Below are 17,802 nucleotides of genomic sequence, written 5' to 3'. Positions count from 1 at the left end.
TAGGTTTAGCCTCCCTCAATGACTGGAGAGCGTGATGGAGATCCTCTACAACATCTTTACCGTCTTTTTTAACCAGGTGATGACCAACGCTCCGCTGCTGTTGGGTATCGTGACCTGCCTTGGCTACATCCTGCTGCGTAAAAGCGTCAGCGTGATTATTAAAGGCACCATTAAAACAATTATCGGTTTTATGCTGTTGCAGGCCGGGTCCGGCATTCTGACCAGCACCTTTAAACCGGTGGTGGCGAAGATGTCTGAGGTTTATGGCATCAACGGCGCGATTTCTGATACCTACGCCTCCATGATGGCAACCATCGAACGTATGGGCGACGCCTATAGTTGGGTGGGCTATGCCGTGCTGTTAGCGCTGGCGCTGAATATCTGTTACGTGCTCTTGCGGCGGATTACCGGTATTCGCACCATCATGCTCACCGGGCACATCATGTTCCAGCAGGCGGGGCTGATTGCGGTTTCCTTCTATATCTTCGGTTACCCGATGTGGACCACCATTATCTGCACGGCGGTACTGGTATCGCTCTACTGGGGCATCACGTCCAACATGATGTACAAGCCAACGCAAGAAGTGACCGACGGCTGCGGCTTCTCCATTGGACACCAGCAGCAGTTTGCGTCATGGATCGCCTATAAAATCGCGCCGTATCTGGGCAAGAAAGAAGAGAGCGTGGAAGACCTCAAACTGCCGGGCTGGCTGAATATTTTCCACGACAATATCGTCTCCACGGCGATTGTGATGACCATCTTCTTTGGCGCGATTTTGCTCTCTTTCGGTATTGATGTTGTCCAGGCGATGGCGGGGAAAACCCACTGGACAGTCTATATCCTGCAAACCGGCTTCTCATTTGCGGTGGCGATTTTCATCATCACTCAGGGCGTGCGCATGTTTGTCGCCGAGCTCTCTGAAGCGTTCAACGGCATTTCTCAACGCCTGATCCCAGGCGCTGTGCTGGCAATCGATTGTGCGGCAATTTATAGCTTCGCGCCGAACGCCGTGGTCTGGGGCTTTATGTGGGGCACCATCGGTCAGCTGATCGCCGTCGGTATTCTGGTTGGCATCGGTTCTTCCATTCTCATCATCCCTGGCTTTATCCCGATGTTCTTCTCCAACGCCACCATTGGCGTGTTTGCTAACCACTTTGGCGGCTGGCGCGCGGCACTCAAGATCTGTCTGGTGATGGGCATGATTGAAATCTTTGGCTGCGTCTGGGCGGTGAAACTCACCGGTATGAGCGCCTGGATGGGTATGGCGGACTGGTCAATTCTGGCACCGCCGATGATGCAGGGCTTCGCCTCCGTCGGCATCGTCTTTATGGCCGTCATTATTGTGATTGCACTGGCTTATATGGTCTTCGCCGGACGCGCGCTGCGCGCTGAGGAAGATGCGGAAAAACAACTGGCAGACGCTTCTGCTCAATAAGGAGTTTTGACTATGACCGTACGTATTCTGGCTGTATGTGGTAACGGGCAAGGCAGTTCCATGATCATGAAAATGAAGGTGGATCAGTTCCTGACGCAGTCAAACATTGACCATACGGTGAACAGCTGCGCGGTAGGGGAATACAAAAGTGAATTGAGCGGCGCGGACATTATTATCGCCTCCACCCATATCGCTGGCGAAATCACCGTTTCCGGCAACAAATACGTCGTAGGCGTGCGCAACATGCTGTCGCCTGCCGACTTTGGGCCGAAGCTGCTTGAAGTGATCAAAGAACATTTTCCGAAGGACGTGAAGTAAGGAAGCGCCATGAAATTACGTGATTCGCTGGTGGACAACGACGCCATTCTTTTACAAGCCGCTGCGGCAACCTGGCAGGAAGCGGTCAAGCTGGGCGTTGACCTGCTGGTTAAAGCTGACGTGGTCGAGCCACGCTACTACCAGGCCATTTTAGATGGCGTTGCTCAACATGGCCCTTACTTTGTCATTGCGCCGGGTCTGGCGATGCCGCACGGGCGCCCGGAAGAGGGCGTTAAGAAAACCGGCTTTGCCCTAGTGACGCTAAAAACGCCGCTGGTGTTTAACCACGAAGATAACGACCCGGTCGATATCCTGATAACCATGGCGGCAGTTGATGCCAACACTCACCAGGAAGTGGGCATCATGCAGATCGTCAATTTGTTTGATGATGAAGCCAACTTCGACCGTTTACGCGCCTGCCGCACCGCGCAGGAAGTGCTGGATTTAATTGATAACGCCAACGCGGCGGCTGTTTAAAAGGAATACCAAAATGTCATTACCTATGTTGCAGGTTGCACTGGATAACCAATCAATGGCCTCCGCGTATGAAACAACGCGCCTGATTGCCGATGAAGTCGACATTATTGAAGTTGGCACCATTCTTTGCGTGGCCGAAGGTGTGCGTGCGGTTCGCGACCTGAAAGCGCTGTATCCACATAAAATCGTGCTGGCGGATGCCAAAATTGCCGATGCGGGCAAAATCCTCTCGCGCATGTGCTTTGAAGCCAATGCTGACTGGGTGACGGTGATCTGCTGCGCGGATATCAACACCACTAAAGGCGCGCTGGACGTGGCGAAAGAGTTCAACGGCGACGTCCAGATTGAGCTGACAGGCTTCTGGACCTGGGAACAGGCGCAGGAGTGGCGCGACGCCGGTATCAGGCAGGTAGTGTATCACCGCAGCCGTGATGCGCAGGCGGCGGGCGTGGCGTGGGGTGAGGCGGATATCAGCGCCATCAAGCGTCTGGCGGATATGGGCTTTAAGGTCACGGTGACTGGCGGCCTGGCGCTGGAAGATCTGCCGTTGTTCAAAGGCATTCCGATTCACGTCTTTATTGCGGGTCGCAGTATTCGTGATGCTGCTTCACCGGTAGAAGCAGCGCGTCAGTTTAAACGCTCTATTGCCCAGCTTTGGGGCTAAGGAGCGGCTATGTCGTTAAATAACACACCGCTCGGTATCTACGAGAAAGCGCTCCCCGCCGGGGAGTGCTGGATGGAGCGGCTACAGCTGGCAAAAGAGCTGGGGTTTGATTTTGTCGAAATGTCGGTGGATGAAACCGATGCGCGGCTGGCCCGGCTTGACTGGAGCCGGGAGCAGCGTCTGGCGCTGGTGAGCGCGATTGCCGAAACCGGCGTACGGGTGCCGTCCATGTGCCTCTCCGCTCACCGCCGTTTCCCGTTAGGCAGTGAAGACGATGCGGTGCGGGCGCAGGGTCTGGAGATTATGCGCAAGGCGATTCAGTTCGCACAGGATATTGGTATCCGCGTTATCCAGCTGGCGGGCTATGACGTTTACTATCAGGAAGCCAACAACGAAACGCGCCGCCGTTTCCGCGATGGGCTGAAAGAGAGCGTCGAGATGGCCAGCCGTGCGCAGGTGACGCTAGCGATGGAGATCATGGACTACCCGCTGATGAACTCGATCAGCAAAGCGCTGGGCTACGCGCACTATCTGAATAACCCATGGTTCCAGCTCTATCCAGATATCGGCAACCTGTCGGCGTGGGATAACGACGTGCAGATGGAACTCCAGGCCGGAATTGGGCATATCGTCGCCGTACATGTGAAAGACACCAAACCCGGCGTCTTCAAAAATGTGCCGTTTGGTGAAGGCGTGGTTGATTTTGAACGCTGCTTTGAAACGCTTAAAGAGAGCGGTTACTGCGGCCCATATTTGATTGAAATGTGGAGCGAAACCTCTGATAACCCGGCGCAAGAAGTGGCCAAAGCGCGTGACTGGGTGAAAGCGCGAATGGCCCGTGCGGGCCTTGTGGAGGTGGCATAATGCAAGAGCTTAAACAGCAGGTATTCGACGCCAATATGGACTTGCCGCGCTACGGGCTGGTGACTTTTACCTGGGGTAACGTTAGCGCTATTGACCGTGAACGTGGGCTGGTGGTGATTAAGCCTAGCGGTGTCGTCTATGAGAGCATGACCGCTGACGATATGGTGGTGGTGGATATGTCAGGGAAAGTCGTGGAAGGTCGCTATCGTCCTTCTTCTGATACCGCGACCCATCTGGCGCTGTATCAGCGTTACCCCTCGCTTGGCGGCGTAGTGCATACCCACTCCACCCACGCCACGGCCTGGGCGCAGGCGGGGCTGGCTATTCCGGCGCTGGGGACGACCCACGCGGACTACTTCTTCGGCGACATTCCCTGCACTCGGGCGTTAACGGCAGAAGAAGTGCAGGGCGAGTATGAGCTGAACACCGGCAAAGTGATCATCGAAACGTTGGGTGATGCTGAGCCGCTGCATACGCCGGGCGTTGTGGTCTATCAGCACGGCCCGTTTGCCTGGGGTAAAGATGCGCACGATGCGGTACATAATGCGGTGGTGATGGAAGAGGTGGCGAGAATGGCGTGGATTGCGCGTGCTATTAACCCGGCGCTCAACCATATTGATGATTACCTGATGCATAAGCATTTCATGCGTAAGCACGGCCCAAATGCTTATTACGGGCAGTAACCCGTAGCCCGGCCAAGCGCAGCGCCGCCGGAATCCCACTCAGGCTACCGACAAAAAGCATCACGCCCCGAAATTTGTACTCCCACGGGATGTTACTGGTCTGGTTTCGGGGCTTTTTATGCTTCGCCCCCTAGGCGGGGGCGAAGGTCGGGTATCAGCGATAAATAGCAGCGCTGGCGTGGATTAACCCATCGCTTCCCGGCTCATGCATCAGGATAGGCTGATAGTATTTGGCCCCCTGTGCATCGCTCTGCTGACTGAGTGCCTGGTCGGCCTCTTGCTCAGTGGCGATATTATGATTGATATAGATAACTCCCAGGCTCTGCACATCGTCCATGTTACGTGCCTGACGGCCATCAATCTTAATGGCAGCCTGTGCGCTGGTGCTTACCAGTAACGCAGCTATTATGGCAAAAATGATGTTTTTCATACTTGACTCCTTACCGACAGTCCTGACGTTAACGCGGGGCTCTCCTCTGGTTGTGGGTGACTTCTGATATAAGTGTAATCCGTCTGCGGCAACTCCACCGAGACCATTTCTGATGCTGTTGTTCAAAAAATTACCGCTTATCGGGCTGTTTAATTTTAAATCACCGACTTAGGCTCACTTTGCGCTTTGTGCGAATTTTTTGCGCAATCAGCTTGTGTTTCCAGAGGGGCGCAAGTACTATTACGCGTCATTTTTCAGCCGACCTTTAACACGTTCCTTGCCTCCATGGGCCTCGGCTGACCCAGACAGGAGGCTGAATAATCCGTAAGGAGCAATTCGATGCGTCATTACGAAATCGTTTTTATGGTCCATCCTGACCAGAGCGAACAGGTTCCGGGTATGATCGAACGCTACACTGGTGCAATCACTGCAGCAGAAGGCACGATCCACCGTCTGGAAGACTGGGGCCGCCGTCAGCTGGCTTATCCGATCAACAAACTGCACAAAGCTCACTACGTTCTGCTGAACGTTGAAGCCCCGCAGGAAGCGATCGATGAGCTGGAAACAAACTTCCGCTTCAACGATGCCGTTATCCGCAGCATGGTTATGCGTACTAAGCACGCTGTTACCGAAGCATCTCCAATGGTTAAAGCGAAAGACGAGCGTCGTGAACGTCGTGACGATTTCGCAAATGAAACCGCAGATGATGCTGAAGCTGGGGATTCTGAAGAGTAATTTCTGATGACCAACCGTCTGGTGTTATCCGGCACTGTGTGCAGGACGCCGCTTCGCAAGGTCAGCCCATCAGGAATTCCTCATTGCCAGTTCGTGCTTGAGCACCGTTCTGTGCAAGAGGAAGCCGGTTTCCACCGGCAGGCATGGTGCCAAATGCCCGTTATTATTAGCGGACACGAAAACCAAGCCATTACTCACAGTATAACGGTCGGCAGTGCAGTCACCGTTCAGGGTTTTATCTGTTGCCACAAAGCAAAGAATGGCCTGAGCAAAATGGTTCTGCATGCCGAGCAGATTGAATTGATAGATTCTGGAGACTAGCCATATGGCACGTTATTTCCGTCGTCGCAAGTTCTGCCGTTTCACCGCGGAAGGCGTTGTTGAGATCGATTACAAAGACATCGCAACGTTGAAAAACTACATTACCGAAAGCGGTAAAATTGTCCCGAGCCGTATTACCGGTACTCGTGCAAAATACCAGCGTCAGCTGGCTCGCTGCATCAAGCGCGCTCGCTACCTGTCCCTGCTGCCGTATACCGATCGTCATCAGTAATCGGCCGCCGTCTATTAACGACTTTAAGAGGATAAGGTAATGCAAGTTATTCTGCTTGATAAAGTAGCAAACCTGGGCACCCTGGGTGATCAAGTTAACGTTAAAGCGGGCTACGCTCGTAACTTCCTGGTACCACAGGGCAAAGCTGTTCCTGCTACCAAGAAAAACGTTGAATTCTTCGAAGCACGTCGTGCAGAACTGGAAGCTAAACTGGCTGACGTTCTGGGCGCTGCAGAAGCTCGTGCTGCACAGATCGTAGCACTGGAATCAGTAACCATCGCGTCTAAAGCTGGCGACGAAGGTAAACTGTTCGGTTCCATCGGTACTCGCGACATCGCTGATGCAGTTACTGCAGCTGGCGTTAATGTTGCTAAGAGCGAAGTTCGTCTGCCGAACGGCGTTCTGCGTACTGTTGGCGAGCACGAAGTGGACTTCCAGGTTCACAGCGAAGTATTCGCTAAAGTTATCATCAACGTTGTTGCTGCTTAATCAGCAACCCACGTTTTGGTAACAACAAACCGCCGGCCTTGTGCCGGCGTTTTGCTTTCTGACCCCACCACTTTTCAACTGGCTATCTTTCATCCTTTTCGCGATAATCATAAAAATAAAACATAATTTTAATTTATGGTGAAAGAATGGATACTCTCAGCCAGCCGCCGTTATTTTCTCGCAAGAACGTCGTTTATATCTCAGCAGCTTTCTGCTGCTTGCTATGGGGAAGCGCCTATCCAGCTATCAAAAGCGGATATGAAATTTTCCAGATTGCCGCCGACGATATCCCGACCAAAATTGTCTTTGCTGGTTACCGCTTCCTGTTTGCCGGGCTGCTGCTATTGCTACTGGCGCTGGCACAGCGAAAACCGATCGCTCGCTTAAGCCCTCGTCAATTCGGGCAACTGACGCTGTTGGGGCTCACGCAAACCTCGCTGCAATATATCTTCTTCTATATTGGTCTTGCCTTCACCACCGGGGTTAAAGGCTCGATCATGAATGCGACCGGCACCTTCTTTAGCGTACTGCTGGCGCACTTTATCTACCAGAATGACAAGCTCAGCTATAACAAAACGCTGGGCTGTATTCTGGGTTTTGCGGGCGTGATGGTAGTGAACTTCAACAGCGGCCTGCTGGACTTCAGCTTTAGCCTGTTGGGTGATGGTTCTGTCGTGCTGGCGGCCTTTATTTTGTCGGCGGCCTCACTGTATGGGAAGCGCATCTCACAAACCGTCGACCCAACGGTCATGACGGGCTATCAACTGGCGCTAGGTGGCCTGGCGCTGGTGGTAGGCGGTTACCTTAGCGGCGGTCATCTTACCTTCCACGGTATCTCATCGGTGGCGATTCTGGGCTACCTGACACTGCTCTCTTCAGTGGCTTTCGCTCTGTGGAGCATTCTGCTCAAATACAATCGCGTGGGCATGATTGCGCCGTTTAACTTCCTGATCCCGGTATCGGGCTCGGTGCTATCGGCTATCTTCCTCGGGGAGAATATTTTTGAGTGGAAATATGCGCTGGCGCTGGTGCTGGTGTGTTCGGGGATTTGGTGGGTGAACAAGGTGAAGCGGTAACGCTTTATCTTGATGCCTGATGGCGCTGCGCTTACCAGGCATCAAGATCGTAGGCCGGGTAAGGCGAATCCGCCACCCGGCAATTCGCACGGTTAGCGAGCGCGAATAAAGCTGCCATCTGCCTGACGGGTAAACAGCACCTGTCCGTTATCGGACTCAATGGTTAAACCCGTCACCACGCCATTCGCGTTTTTACGAATCTGCACTTTCTGGCCGTTTTTAAGCGTACTCAGCGGCTTGCCTGCACCTTCAACCTGCGCCATGGCATACACATCGGTTGGCGGTAGGTTATTGTCGCGGAACAGCTGTGCCATCGTCTTCCCGGCCTCGACCTGATAGGTACGCCATTCATTGCTATTGGCGTTCTCCTGATACGGTTGAGTGCGTGACGGCGCGGCCTGTTCCGTTGGCTGCTCTTCCTGCACCGGTTCTGGCTCTACCGGTGCCACCTGATCCAGGTCATTTGTCGGCGTCACCAACTGTGCATGCAGTGGCTGTGCATCAGGCTGCGGCATGGACTGTGACTGGAAGTCCAGCTGCGCATTACGGCTGACCGGAGCCGGTGGGCTGTCATCTGCGGAAGGCAGTAAAAAGCCGATAATCACCACCACTACGGCGATAATCACCCCGCGACGGTGGGCAAGCGGCAGCGGATCCAGGATGCGGAGATCGTCCGGCGCGTGCCAGATTTTCTTCAGCAAAGGTTTCACTTCAAATCTCCCGGGCATGGCTTTCCTCCTGCTCCGTGTCTTCGCTATCAACTATACCCGTCATACTTCAAGTTGCAGGTGCGTTGGCTGCACTCGTTCACCCCAGTCACTTACAGGAGTAAGCTCCTGGGGATTCACTCCCTTGCCGCCTTCCTGCAACTCGAATTATTTTGGGTATAACTGCCTGATGAACGTGGTAAAGCATTCTTTCATCATATCCCATAGGTAATATTTATTGTTTCTTTTTCCCGGTAATTTGTCATCTTTCCTGACACAAAGTTTTACCCTATGCGGCGTGGCTGCTATGCTGCCCGCTACTTTATACCCGAAGAAAGGAAAGACGATGGCCACCCCGACTTTTGACACCATTGAAGCACAGGCAAGCTACGGTATTGGCCTGCAGGTAGGACAGCAGCTGAGCGAGTCCGGTTTGCAGGGTTTACTGCCGGAAGCACTGGTTGCCGGTATTGCTGACGCGCTGGAAGGCAAACAGCCTGCTGTACCAGTAGACGTTGTTCACCGTGCGCTGCGTGAAATCCACGAACGTGCTGACGCGGTTCGTCGCGAACGTTTTGCCTCAATGGCAGAAGATGGCGTGAAATACCTGGAAGAAAACCGTGAAAAAGACGGCGTAAACAGCACCGAAACCGGTCTGCAGTTCCGCGTTCTGACCCAGGGTGAAGGCGCAATCCCGGCACGTACCGACCACGTTCGCGTGCATTACACCGGCAAACTGATTGATGGCACCGTCTTTGACAGTTCTGTTGCACGTGGCGAACCGGCTGAATTCCCGGTTAATGGCGTGATTCCAGGCTGGATTGAAGCGCTGACCCTGATGCCAGTTGGCTCTAAATGGGAACTGACTATCCCTCACGAACTGGCCTACGGTGAGCGTGGCGCGGGTGCATCTATCCCTCCGTTCAGCACTCTGGTCTTTGACGTCGAGTTACTGGAAATCCTGTAATCCTCGCGTTTATCCTCTCTCCGCAAGGGGAGGGGATACAAACTCCTGAAGTTTGATATATCCTGGGATTTAATCTTGCAAATACCGCTGTTGCGTGTATTTTTGTGAGCTGTTTCCCATAGGTGAGGTGATATAACACTCACTTTAAACATAAAATTAACATTATATTTAAATCATAGTATTCATCCCTCCGATTCTTACCTAATATCGAGGCATCCTATAGATAGGATCGTCTTGCATGACGACATAAAGGGCCAGTAGAGCCCGCACAACACAGACAGAAACAACAGGAAGAAATCACATGGTTGATCAGATCAAGGTCGCTGCTGCCGATGGGCAGGAGCCGACTGAACAGACGCTACGGCGAAACCTAACTAACCGACATATTCAACTTATCGCGATCGGCGGCGCCATCGGGACAGGTCTGTTTATGGGCTCGGGGAAAACAATCAGCCTCGCGGGGCCGTCGATCATCTTCGTTTATATGATCATCGGTTTTATGCTTTTCTTCGTGATGCGTGCAATGGGCGAGCTGCTGCTCTCCAACCTCGAATATAAGTCGTTCAGTGACTTTGCCGCCGACCTGTTGGGCCCGTGGGCAGGCTATTTTACCGGCTGGACGTATTGGTTCTGCTGGGTTGTCACCGGGATGGCCGATGTGGTGGCGATAACCGCCTATGCCCAATTCTGGTTCCCCGGACTCTCTGATTGGGTCGCTTCGCTAGCGGTGGTTGTCCTGCTGCTGAGCCTTAACCTTGCCACGGTTAAGATGTTCGGAGAGATGGAATTCTGGTTTGCGATGATCAAAATTGTCGCCATCGTGGGGCTGATTATCGTTGGTCTTGTCATGGTGCTGACGCACTTTACATCACCGACCGGTGTTGAAGCTTCTTTTGCTCACCTGTGGAATGATGGCGGCTGGTTCCCGAAAGGGATTAGCGGCTTCTTCGCAGGCTTCCAGATAGCGGTATTCGCCTTCGTAGGTATTGAGCTGGTGGGTACCACCGCTGCTGAAACTAAAGATCCAGAGAAATCGCTGCCGCGCGCGATTAACTCCATTCCTATTCGTATCATCATGTTCTACGTGTTCGCGCTGATCGTCATCATGTCCGTGACCCCGTGGAGTTCAGTGGTGCCGGATAAGAGCCCGTTCGTTGAACTGTTTATGCTGGTAGGCCTGCCGGCCGCGGCCAGTATCATCAACTTTGTGGTGCTGACCTCAGCCACCTCGTCCGCCAACAGCGGCGTCTTCTCAACCAGCCGCATGCTGTTTGGTTTGGCGCAAGATGGCGTAGCACCTGGCCTGTTCGCTAAGCTCTCCAAACGTGCAGTACCGGCGAAGGGCTTGACCTTCTCCTGTATCTGCCTGCTGGGTGGCGTGGTGATGCTGATGGTGAACCCAAGCGTGATCGCCGCGTTCACCATGATTACCACCGTATCGGCAATTCTGTTTATGTTCGTCTGGACGATTATCCTGTGCTCTTACCTGGTTTATCGTAAACAGCGTCCACATCTGCATGAATCTTCCAAATACAAAATGCCGCTGGGCAAAGTGATGTGCTGGGTATGTATGGCGTTCTTCGCTTTCGTGCTGGTGCTGCTGACGCTGGAAGCCGATACCCGTGAAGCGCTGATGGTGACGCCTATTTGGTTTATCGTGTTGGGACTGGGTTGGATGTTCCTGCGTAAGAATCAGCGAGCTAAGTAAGAGACTTCCCCCTCACCCTAACCCTCTCCCCTAGGGGGAGAGGGGACAGTCTGGTGCGATTTTCACCGTTGTTCTCCGGGAGAGAAGATTGCTCGATGCGATTTTCCCCCTCGCCCCTTTGGGGAGAGGGCCGAGGTGAGGGGAAACTGCACAAAGCGCCCATCGTGGCGCTTTCTTCATTTTTGCGCCCCACCTCGTAGCCCCCCGACTTTCAACATGCTAACGTCCCCGCCACACCTGAAAGCATATGGAGATGAAATGCGTCAGAGAACGATTGTCTGCCCGGTAATTCAAAACGAGGGCGAATACCTGCTGTGTAAAATGGCCGTTGACCGTGGCGTCTTCCCGAATCAATGGGCGCTATCCGGCGGCGGCATGGAACCCGGCGAAACAATGGAAGAGGCACTCAGACGAGAGATCCGTGAAGAGCTTGGTGACGCGTTAGATATCACCGAAGTGAAACCCTGGGCCTTTCGTGACGACGTGCGGGTGAAAACCTATGCCGACGGAACAACCGAAAAGATCTACATGATTTATCTCATCTTCGATTGCGTAAGCGCTAACCGCGACGTGACCTTCAATGAAGAGTTTCAAGAAATTGCCTGGGTGAAACCCGAAGCGTTGGCTGGCATGGATTTGAATGTGGCGACGCAGGAAACGTTCCGCCAGAAAGGACTGCTGTAAATAAAAAACCGCCCCCAGCAGGAGGCGGCTTATGGTCTTATTCTCCGGCTAACGCGCGCGGGAACAGGACGTTATTTTCGAGGCTGATGTGTTCCATCAGATCGTCGATCATTTCGTTAATGCCGTTGTACATCGCCTTCCAGGTAGTGCAGGCTTCCGGCGGAATGGTGACGTTCTGCGTGGTGTGCTTAATCACTTCCAGCAGTTCACCGGCTTCATCGTGCTCGCTTTCCATCACGCTGATTGGCCCCATCGCCTGGCTGCCCATGCCTTGTTTTATCATCGGGAACAGAATCTGTTCCTCTTTCATCATGTGGCTGGAAAGCTCCTGGTGCAGCATGGTCAGGTATTTCGCCAGACCTTTTGGCACGTTAGGTTTGTCGGCGTGAACGCGTTCAACCTTGGTAGCCTGCAAAATCAGCTCTGGTAGTTGTTCACGGTGACGGTCGTGGTAACGCACCACGATGTGGTCGATGATTTCCGGCAGAGGGGCAATACGCCAGTCTTTCTCAACCGGCTCTTCTGCCAATTTCGCAAGCTCCGCTTCAATCACTTCTACGTCCAGTTCTTTCCTTGCAGCCGCGCGTGCGAGCGTCTGCTTACCGCCGCAGCAGTAATCCATATCGTATTTACGGAACAGCGCGGATGCGCGTGGAATGGAGAGCGCAAGCTCGCCTAAGGGTTGGTCGCGGAAGGCCATAGCAGTTACCTCGTCATCAATAGTATAAGTTGTATTTTAAATACATCTTTAAATAAAGATATACCCCTTTAGAGGGAGCGGATTTAAGTGACGACTGTCACAAAAATTTATTTATGTTTAAGGTGCTGAATCTTATTAAGAATGGTTCTGGTAAGACCTGAATCGATTAAATAACCCCGCCATACTGCCGATAGTGAGACTTCAGATCACCTGCACTAGAAAGGCAAATGATGTTTAAAAGAATAAAAGTCATCACCGTATTGATTATCGTGTTGCTTGCGCTGGGCGCAATGCAGCTTATCTCAGCGGGCGTATTCGTGCGTGCGGTCAACAATGATAAGCAGAACTTTACCGTTTCACAGCTCTCCAGCCAGAACGTGGCGGAGTTTACCGATGCGTGGATAAGCCTCAACCAGGCGCGCGTCACTCTTAACCGTGGCATGCTGCGTCTGCAAGGTAGCATGGCGAGTAGTATCAACGGCGGTGAATTGAAAACGCTGGTGGATACTGCCAATAATCTGCTGGCCGAGGCAAAACGTCATTACGACAAATACTACGCGCTGCCTGAAACACCGGGGTTAGATGAGCACCTGTCAGACAATCTTGAGAAGCAGTACGGTATTTACTCGGCAACGCTCGCCCGCATGAACGAACTGCTGGCGGAAGGCAAGCTGGACGAGATGTTTAAACAGAACGCCGAACAGAAACAGCAGGCTATGCAGGCGGTTTACCAGGACTGGCGTGCGGCGCAGGCGTCATTAACCAATGCCGGTATCCAGCAAAATGAGAGCGACTACACGCGTATTCTGTGGACGCTGGCGGCGATCATGCTGATGGTCGTTGCCGTCATCATCATGAGCTGGGTAGCCATGCAGCGTGTGCTGTTAAAGCCGCTGCATTTAGTGATGGCGCATATCCGCCATATCGCTGAAGGTGACCTGACCAACAACATCAATACTGAAGGCAGCAACGAAATGGCGCTGCTGGCGCGCAACGTCAACGAGATGCAGCAGTCACTGGCGAACACCGTCGGTGTGGTGCGCGAGGGTGCGGACACCATCTACACCGGTGCGGGCGAAATCTCGGCGGGCAGCAACGATCTTTCATCGCGTACCGAGCAGCAGGCGGCATCGCTGGAAGAAACGGCCGCTAGCATGGAGCAGTTAACCGCTACCGTTAAGCAAAACGCCGACAACGCTCGCCAGGCGACCCAACTGGCGCATAATGCGTCGGCGACGGCGCAGAAGGGCGGGAATGTGGTGGATGGAGTCGTGCGGACTATGGATGAAATTGCCGCCAGTTCCAGCAAGATTGCGCAGATCACCAACGTGATTGATGGCATTGCCTTCCAGACTAACATTCTGGCGCTGAATGCCGCGGTAGAAGCCGCCCGTGCCGGTGAACAGGGGCGTGGTTTTGCGGTGGTCGCCGGAGAAGTTCGCACCCTGGCGCAGCGCAGCGCACAGGCAGCAAAAGAGATCAAAGGGTTGATTGATGATTCTGGCAATCGCGTTAGCGCCGGTTCCGCGCTGGTTCACGAAGCCGGGGCTACGATGGCGGAAATCGTCAATGCGGTCACCCGTGTGAGCGATATTATGGGTGAAATCGCCTCCGCTTCTGACGAGCAAAGCCGTGGGATCGACCAGGTTGGGCAGGCGGTCGCTGAGATGGATCGCGTTACGCAGCAGAACGCCTCGCTGGTGGAAGAGTCGGCAACGGCCGCCGCCGCGCTGGAAGAGCAGGCTGCCCGACTGAATGAAACGGTGGCGGTGTTTAAAATCACGCGCCAGCAGCAGCTGCAAAAAGCGCCGGTGAAGAAGGCCATTGTGCCAACGGCGAAAACCGCGTCGATGAATGAAGCGAACTGGGAAACCTTCTAAGCCTTGTGCTTCAAAGACCGGCATTTCTGCCGGTCTTTGATTGCCGGATGGCGGCGTAAACGCCTTATCCGGTCTACATTTATCGTGCAGACCTTGTAGGCCTGATAAGCGCAGCGCCATCAGGCAACACAGGCACTGAGCCTCATACCGGCACCACCGCCGGTTTCTGCGGTTTAGACCGCACCGCAATCACCACGCCTACCACCAGCAGCGCAATCCCACTCAGCGTCAACATTGGTGGCATCTGCTGGCGTAATAAGAAGGTGTACAGCAACCCCGCCAGCGTTTCAAAGACAATCAACGGCCCTAAAATTACCGTCGGCAGCCGCTGGCTAGCCACGTTCCAGCACAGCGCGCCTACCCATGAACACAGCACGGCAATTGCCACCATCAATCCAATAAACATCGCCGGGCGCGGGCCGAAAGGCAGTGCGAAATCGGGTGTCCGCACATGCAGCCACAGGCAGGCCGAACCGTAGCCGAGTACGGAAACGGGTAATGTCACCAGCGCCTGCGCGGTGGCCCACATCAGCGGTGGTTTGTCCGGGTTCTCACGCAGCCATCGGGCGTTACGCAGCGCATACCATGCCCAGCACACCACTGATACGGAGGCCAGTGCGATGCCCGAGCCGTAACGCCAGCCGCTGAAATCAGGCAACCCCTGACGAAGCTCTGCCACGTTAACGCACATTAGCCCGATGCCAATCAGCACCAGCGCGGGCATCAGCCGAAGCCAGGAAAGCTTGCCGTCTCGCTGACTGTAAAGCAGGTTAGCGAAAATGGGGATCACCACCGGCAGGGTGGCAATAATCATCGTCGAGACCGGCGCACCGGTACGCTGAATAGCGCTGGCAAGGAAAAAATAATAGATAACGTTACCGACCATCGTCAGCGCCAGCGCCGTCCACCAATCCTGCCGCGAGAGCTGACGTAAACGTTGACGCCCCAGCCATGCCAGCGGCAGGGCAATCAGCCCCAGCGCCAGATAACGTCCCATAGACTGCAACACCGCCGGGTATTCCGGTACGATAAGCGGCCCGACAAAAATCAGCCCCCACATTAACCCCGCTAACAGAGCGTACAGCACACCGCTAATCATCATGACATCCTGATCTATTTATCATGCGCCAAGTGTAGGAAGGGAAAGCTATTGAGTATTGTATGAGATTGCTGATTAGCGACGGGCGACCTGTTTTTGATAGCGCACCGGAGTAATACCGTAGCGTTGAGTAAAGGCGCGAGTCAGGTGAGATTGGTCGGTCAGCCCGGTGGCGGCTGCGACTTCGGCCGCAGGCATCCCGTGAGTGAGAAACTCTTTTGCCCGCCACAGGCGGACGGCCATCAACATTTGATGGGGCGTCACGTGGAAATGGACTTTGAACTGACGCTGAAAATGCCACGGGCTGAGGGCGGCGACGTTCGCCAGCTCATCAAGGGTGATGGGGTGCATATAGTTGTCGTAAAGGTATTCGCGCACGCGGGAAAAACGATGTTTGGCCTCGGCTAACACCGGCGCATGGCGGGCCAGCGGCTGGAAGGTGTCGATCATATCTAACAACAGACCTTTCTGTGCCAGAGGATCGTCGGTATGCCAGAGCGCGTGGATCTGGCGGCCAATCATCTGTGAACGCTGTGGATCATGGCGAGTCACATCGGCAAACCACCAGTGGCGGATACCGGTGACGTCTTCGAGCAGGTCAGGCTCCAGATAAATCATCCGGTAGCGCCAGCCGTCGGCGGTTTCGGCCTCACCGGTATGCAGCTCATCCGGATTCATGGTGACAACGGAGTGGACGGGGGCGACGTACTGGCTGCCGCGATAGCGAAAGCGCTCGGCACCGGCTTCAATGATGCCGATACCAAACGCTTCATGGGTATGAGGTTCGAAGGCATAGCGCGAGATATGCGCGTGATACAGCTCAACGCCCGGCACCTGCGCCAGATGGCGAAAGCGCGCGCTGTCTTTCTCATCGCTGAACTGTTCTGGTACACCCTGCACGTGATATTTCCCCCGAGGCCTCTCTTTATTATCAGAGATGACCCGCAGGGGCGCTACCACATTTAACCGTTTTTTAACGCTTACAGGATGCTTTTGACGCTGTCGGCAAGCGACGTGGTTGGGCGGCCAATCAGTTTACTGAGCGTATGAGTGTCATCGAACAGCCCGCCTTTTGATGCGCCAACGTCGGAGTCAGCCAGCATATCCGCTAACCCTTCCGGCAGGCCAACGCTCTTCAGCGCAGCGGCGAAATCCGCCTGGCTCAGGTTCTGATAAACCACGTTTTTACCACTCTGTTTCGACAGTTCAGCGGCAAGTTCGGAGAGCGTCCAGCCATGATCGCCCGCCAGTTCGTAGACTTTCCCTGCATGACCCTCTTCACTTATCACACGAGCCGCCGCGGCAGCGTAGTCGGCGCGGGTTGCCGAGGCGATTTTACCCTCACCGGCAGCGCCGATAAACACGCCGTGTTCCAGAGCCGGTGGTGCGCTCGCCAGATAGTTTTCGGTATACCAGCCGTTACGCAGCAGTGCGTAAGGAATGCCGGAATCGGCCAGCATTTTTTCGGTAGTAATATGTTCATCTGCCAGGCCCAGCGGAGATTTATCCGCATGCAGCAGGCTGGTGTAGGCGATAAATTTCACGCCCGCCGCTTTGGCGGCATTGATGATATTGCGGTGCTGCGGCGCACGCTGACCCACTTCGCTCGAAGAGATGATCAGGAGTTTATCAACGTCTTGTAATGCAGCAGTGAGTGCAGCTTCATCATTGTAATCGGCCTGACGAACCGCCACGCCTTTTTGGCTAAGCGCTTGCGCCTTTGCTGGGTTACGCACTATCGCCGCCAATTGCTGCGCCGCGGTGGTGTTTAGCAGGTCATCAAGAACGAGTTGACCAAGTTGGCCGGTGGCGCCTGTAATCGCAATCATGGGTGTTCTCCTTCGTGTTCGTATGGTGTTGTGGTAAGCTAACACCATAACTAACTTTTAGTAAGTACGTACAAAAAGGTAAGTATGAAAGAAATAAATCCGACGCTGACGCAAAAGCTACGTAACGGCAATTTGTTCGCCGAAAGCTGCCCCTCGCGTGACGTACTCAAACACGTGACCAGCCGTTGGGGCGTATTGATTTTGGTGGCGCTGCGTGAAGGCACACACCGTTTTAGCGACCTGCGCCGCAAGATGGGTGGGGTGAGCGAAAAAATGCTCGCCCAGTCGTTGCAGGCGCTGGAGCAAGATGGCTTTATCAATCGCATCTCTTACCCGGTCGTACCGCCGCGCGTGGAGTATAGTCTGACCCCGATGGGGGAGGCAGTGAGTGAGAAAGTTGCCGCGCTGGCGGACTGGATTGAGGTCAATTTGCCGGATGTGATGGCGCAGAAAACCCCGGTGTCGGCGTAAACGCCTCGACCGGGCTACAAATATGCACTCACG

At 54.2% G+C, this 17,802-nt stretch carries 22 protein-coding genes; 16 read left to right on the top strand and 6 right to left on the bottom strand.

The genetic code is table 11. The features are described 5' to 3' along the window. The first annotated feature begins 34 nt into the window (after positions 1-34). Genes ulaA through U0026_RS20365 form a run of 6 tightly spaced genes read left to right on the top strand, consistent with a single transcriptional unit; the run spans position 35 to position 4,441 of the window. Entirely contained in the window at positions 35-1,435 is a 1,401-nt protein-coding gene (gene ulaA / locus U0026_RS20390; RefSeq protein ID WP_062776052.1) for a PTS ascorbate transporter subunit IIC, read from the top strand. 12 nt (positions 1,436-1,447) lie between these two features. Next, on the top strand, positions 1,448-1,753 hold the full coding sequence (gene ulaB / locus U0026_RS20385; RefSeq protein WP_062776053.1) for a PTS ascorbate transporter subunit IIB: 306 nt from the start codon (positions 1,448-1,450) through the stop codon (positions 1,751-1,753). A gap of 9 nt (positions 1,754-1,762) precedes the next feature. After that, the gene (gene ulaC / locus U0026_RS20380) at positions 1,763-2,230 is read left to right on the top strand and encodes a PTS ascorbate transporter subunit IIA (RefSeq protein ID WP_062776056.1); all 468 of its coding nucleotides are present in this window, start codon (positions 1,763-1,765) and stop codon (positions 2,228-2,230) included. Positions 2,231-2,243: 13 nt separating this feature from the next. Continuing rightward, entirely contained in the window at positions 2,244-2,894 is a 651-nt protein-coding gene (ulaD, locus tag U0026_RS20375) for a 3-keto-L-gulonate-6-phosphate decarboxylase UlaD (RefSeq protein WP_062776058.1), read from the top strand. A 9-nt stretch (positions 2,895-2,903) separates the two neighbouring features. After that, complete coding sequence (locus tag U0026_RS20370; RefSeq protein ID WP_062776060.1) at positions 2,904-3,758, top strand: L-ribulose-5-phosphate 3-epimerase; 855 nt, start codon at positions 2,904-2,906, stop codon at positions 3,756-3,758. Then, entirely contained in the window at positions 3,758-4,441 is a 684-nt protein-coding gene (locus tag U0026_RS20365; RefSeq protein WP_062776061.1) for an L-ribulose-5-phosphate 4-epimerase, read from the top strand. Before U0026_RS20370 ends, U0026_RS20365 begins: the two co-directional genes overlap by 1 nt. 154 nt (positions 4,442-4,595) lie before the next feature. On the opposite strand, the gene U0026_RS20360 is transcribed toward U0026_RS20365, so the two are convergent. Next, complete coding sequence (locus tag U0026_RS20360) at positions 4,596-4,871, bottom strand: YdgH/BhsA/McbA family protein (protein ID WP_062776063.1); 276 nt, start codon at positions 4,869-4,871, stop codon at positions 4,596-4,598. Between the two features lie 339 nt (positions 4,872-5,210). On the opposite strand from U0026_RS20360, the gene rpsF reads away from it, so the two are divergent. From rpsF to U0026_RS20335, 5 genes are all read left to right on the top strand, one after another. Further along, on the top strand, positions 5,211-5,606 hold the full coding sequence (gene rpsF / locus U0026_RS20355; RefSeq protein WP_015966190.1) for a 30S ribosomal protein S6: 396 nt from the start codon (positions 5,211-5,213) through the stop codon (positions 5,604-5,606). A 6-nt stretch (positions 5,607-5,612) separates the two neighbouring features. Then, entirely contained in the window at positions 5,613-5,927 is a 315-nt protein-coding gene (gene priB / locus U0026_RS20350) for a primosomal replication protein N (protein ID WP_062776065.1), read from the top strand. Between the two features lie 4 nt (positions 5,928-5,931). After that, the gene (gene rpsR / locus U0026_RS20345; RefSeq protein WP_002210155.1) at positions 5,932-6,159 is read left to right on the top strand and encodes a 30S ribosomal protein S18; all 228 of its coding nucleotides are present in this window, start codon (positions 5,932-5,934) and stop codon (positions 6,157-6,159) included. Positions 6,160-6,198: 39 nt separating this feature from the next. Continuing rightward, positions 6,199-6,648 (top strand): 50S ribosomal protein L9, encoded by a 450-nt coding sequence (rplI, locus tag U0026_RS20340; RefSeq protein ID WP_062776066.1) that lies wholly within the window; start codon positions 6,199-6,201, stop codon positions 6,646-6,648. Positions 6,649-6,794: 146 nt separating this feature from the next. Beyond that, on the top strand, positions 6,795-7,724 hold the full coding sequence (locus tag U0026_RS20335; RefSeq protein ID WP_062776068.1) for a DMT family transporter: 930 nt from the start codon (positions 6,795-6,797) through the stop codon (positions 7,722-7,724). A 92-nt stretch (positions 7,725-7,816) separates the two neighbouring features. Here U0026_RS20335 and U0026_RS20330 read toward each other — a convergent pair whose 3' ends face one another. Continuing rightward, the gene (locus U0026_RS20330; protein WP_062776070.1) at positions 7,817-8,452 is read right to left on the bottom strand and encodes a LysM-like peptidoglycan-binding domain-containing protein; all 636 of its coding nucleotides are present in this window, start codon (positions 8,450-8,452) and stop codon (positions 7,817-7,819) included. Between the two features lie 325 nt (positions 8,453-8,777). Between U0026_RS20330 and fklB the strand changes: the two genes are divergently transcribed. From fklB to nudI, 3 genes are all read left to right on the top strand, one after another. After that, positions 8,778-9,398, top strand: a complete 621-nt coding sequence (gene fklB / locus U0026_RS20325; RefSeq protein ID WP_062776071.1) for an FKBP-type peptidyl-prolyl cis-trans isomerase — start codon at positions 8,778-8,780, stop codon at positions 9,396-9,398. A 301-nt stretch (positions 9,399-9,699) separates the two neighbouring features. Next, on the top strand, positions 9,700-11,106 hold the full coding sequence (gene cycA / locus U0026_RS20320) for a D-serine/D-alanine/glycine transporter (RefSeq protein WP_062776073.1): 1,407 nt from the start codon (positions 9,700-9,702) through the stop codon (positions 11,104-11,106). A 258-nt stretch (positions 11,107-11,364) separates the two neighbouring features. Beyond that, complete coding sequence (nudI, locus tag U0026_RS20315) at positions 11,365-11,790, top strand: nucleoside triphosphatase NudI (protein ID WP_062776074.1); 426 nt, start codon at positions 11,365-11,367, stop codon at positions 11,788-11,790. Positions 11,791-11,827: 37 nt separating this feature from the next. On the opposite strand, the gene ytfE is transcribed toward nudI, so the two are convergent. Further along, positions 11,828-12,490 carry an iron-sulfur cluster repair protein YtfE gene (ytfE, locus tag U0026_RS20310; protein WP_062776076.1) on the bottom strand — a complete coding sequence of 221 codons (663 nt, stop codon included), beginning with the start codon at positions 12,488-12,490 and terminating at the stop codon, positions 11,828-11,830. 230 nt (positions 12,491-12,720) lie between these two features. Here ytfE and U0026_RS20305 point away from each other — a divergent pair, with 230 nt between their 5' ends. Continuing rightward, a complete protein-coding gene (locus U0026_RS20305; RefSeq protein ID WP_062776078.1) occupies positions 12,721-14,370 on the top strand; it encodes a methyl-accepting chemotaxis protein in 1,650 nt (549 codons plus the stop codon). Positions 14,371-14,512: 142 nt separating this feature from the next. Here the strand turns inward: U0026_RS20305 and U0026_RS20300 are convergent, their stop codons facing one another. The 3 genes from U0026_RS20300 to U0026_RS20290 all read right to left on the bottom strand — a co-directional run bounded on the left by U0026_RS20300 (position 14,513) and on the right by U0026_RS20290 (position 17,298). Continuing rightward, the gene (locus tag U0026_RS20300; protein ID WP_062776079.1) at positions 14,513-15,469 is read right to left on the bottom strand and encodes a DMT family transporter; all 957 of its coding nucleotides are present in this window, start codon (positions 15,467-15,469) and stop codon (positions 14,513-14,515) included. Between the two features lie 75 nt (positions 15,470-15,544). Beyond that, positions 15,545-16,369: an AraC family transcriptional regulator gene (locus U0026_RS20295; RefSeq protein ID WP_062776081.1), complete on the bottom strand. Its 825-nt coding sequence runs from the start codon at positions 16,367-16,369 to the stop codon at positions 15,545-15,547. Between the two features lie 80 nt (positions 16,370-16,449). Further along, positions 16,450-17,298 (bottom strand): SDR family oxidoreductase, encoded by an 849-nt coding sequence (locus U0026_RS20290; RefSeq protein ID WP_062776083.1) that lies wholly within the window; start codon positions 17,296-17,298, stop codon positions 16,450-16,452. Between the two features lie 84 nt (positions 17,299-17,382). Here U0026_RS20290 and U0026_RS20285 point away from each other — a divergent pair, with 84 nt between their 5' ends. Next, positions 17,383-17,769: a winged helix-turn-helix transcriptional regulator gene (locus U0026_RS20285; protein ID WP_062776084.1), complete on the top strand. Its 387-nt coding sequence runs from the start codon at positions 17,383-17,385 to the stop codon at positions 17,767-17,769. The last annotated feature ends 33 nt before the right edge of the window (positions 17,770-17,802 follow it).

Origin of the sequence: Kluyvera intermedia (assembly GCF_034424175.1) — a bacterium.
GTDB classification, from domain to species: domain Bacteria; phylum Pseudomonadota; class Gammaproteobacteria; order Enterobacterales; family Enterobacteriaceae; genus Kluyvera; species Kluyvera intermedia.
Note: the sequence above shows the minus strand (reverse complement) of the source record. Positions and strands in the feature narration are given on the sequence as shown.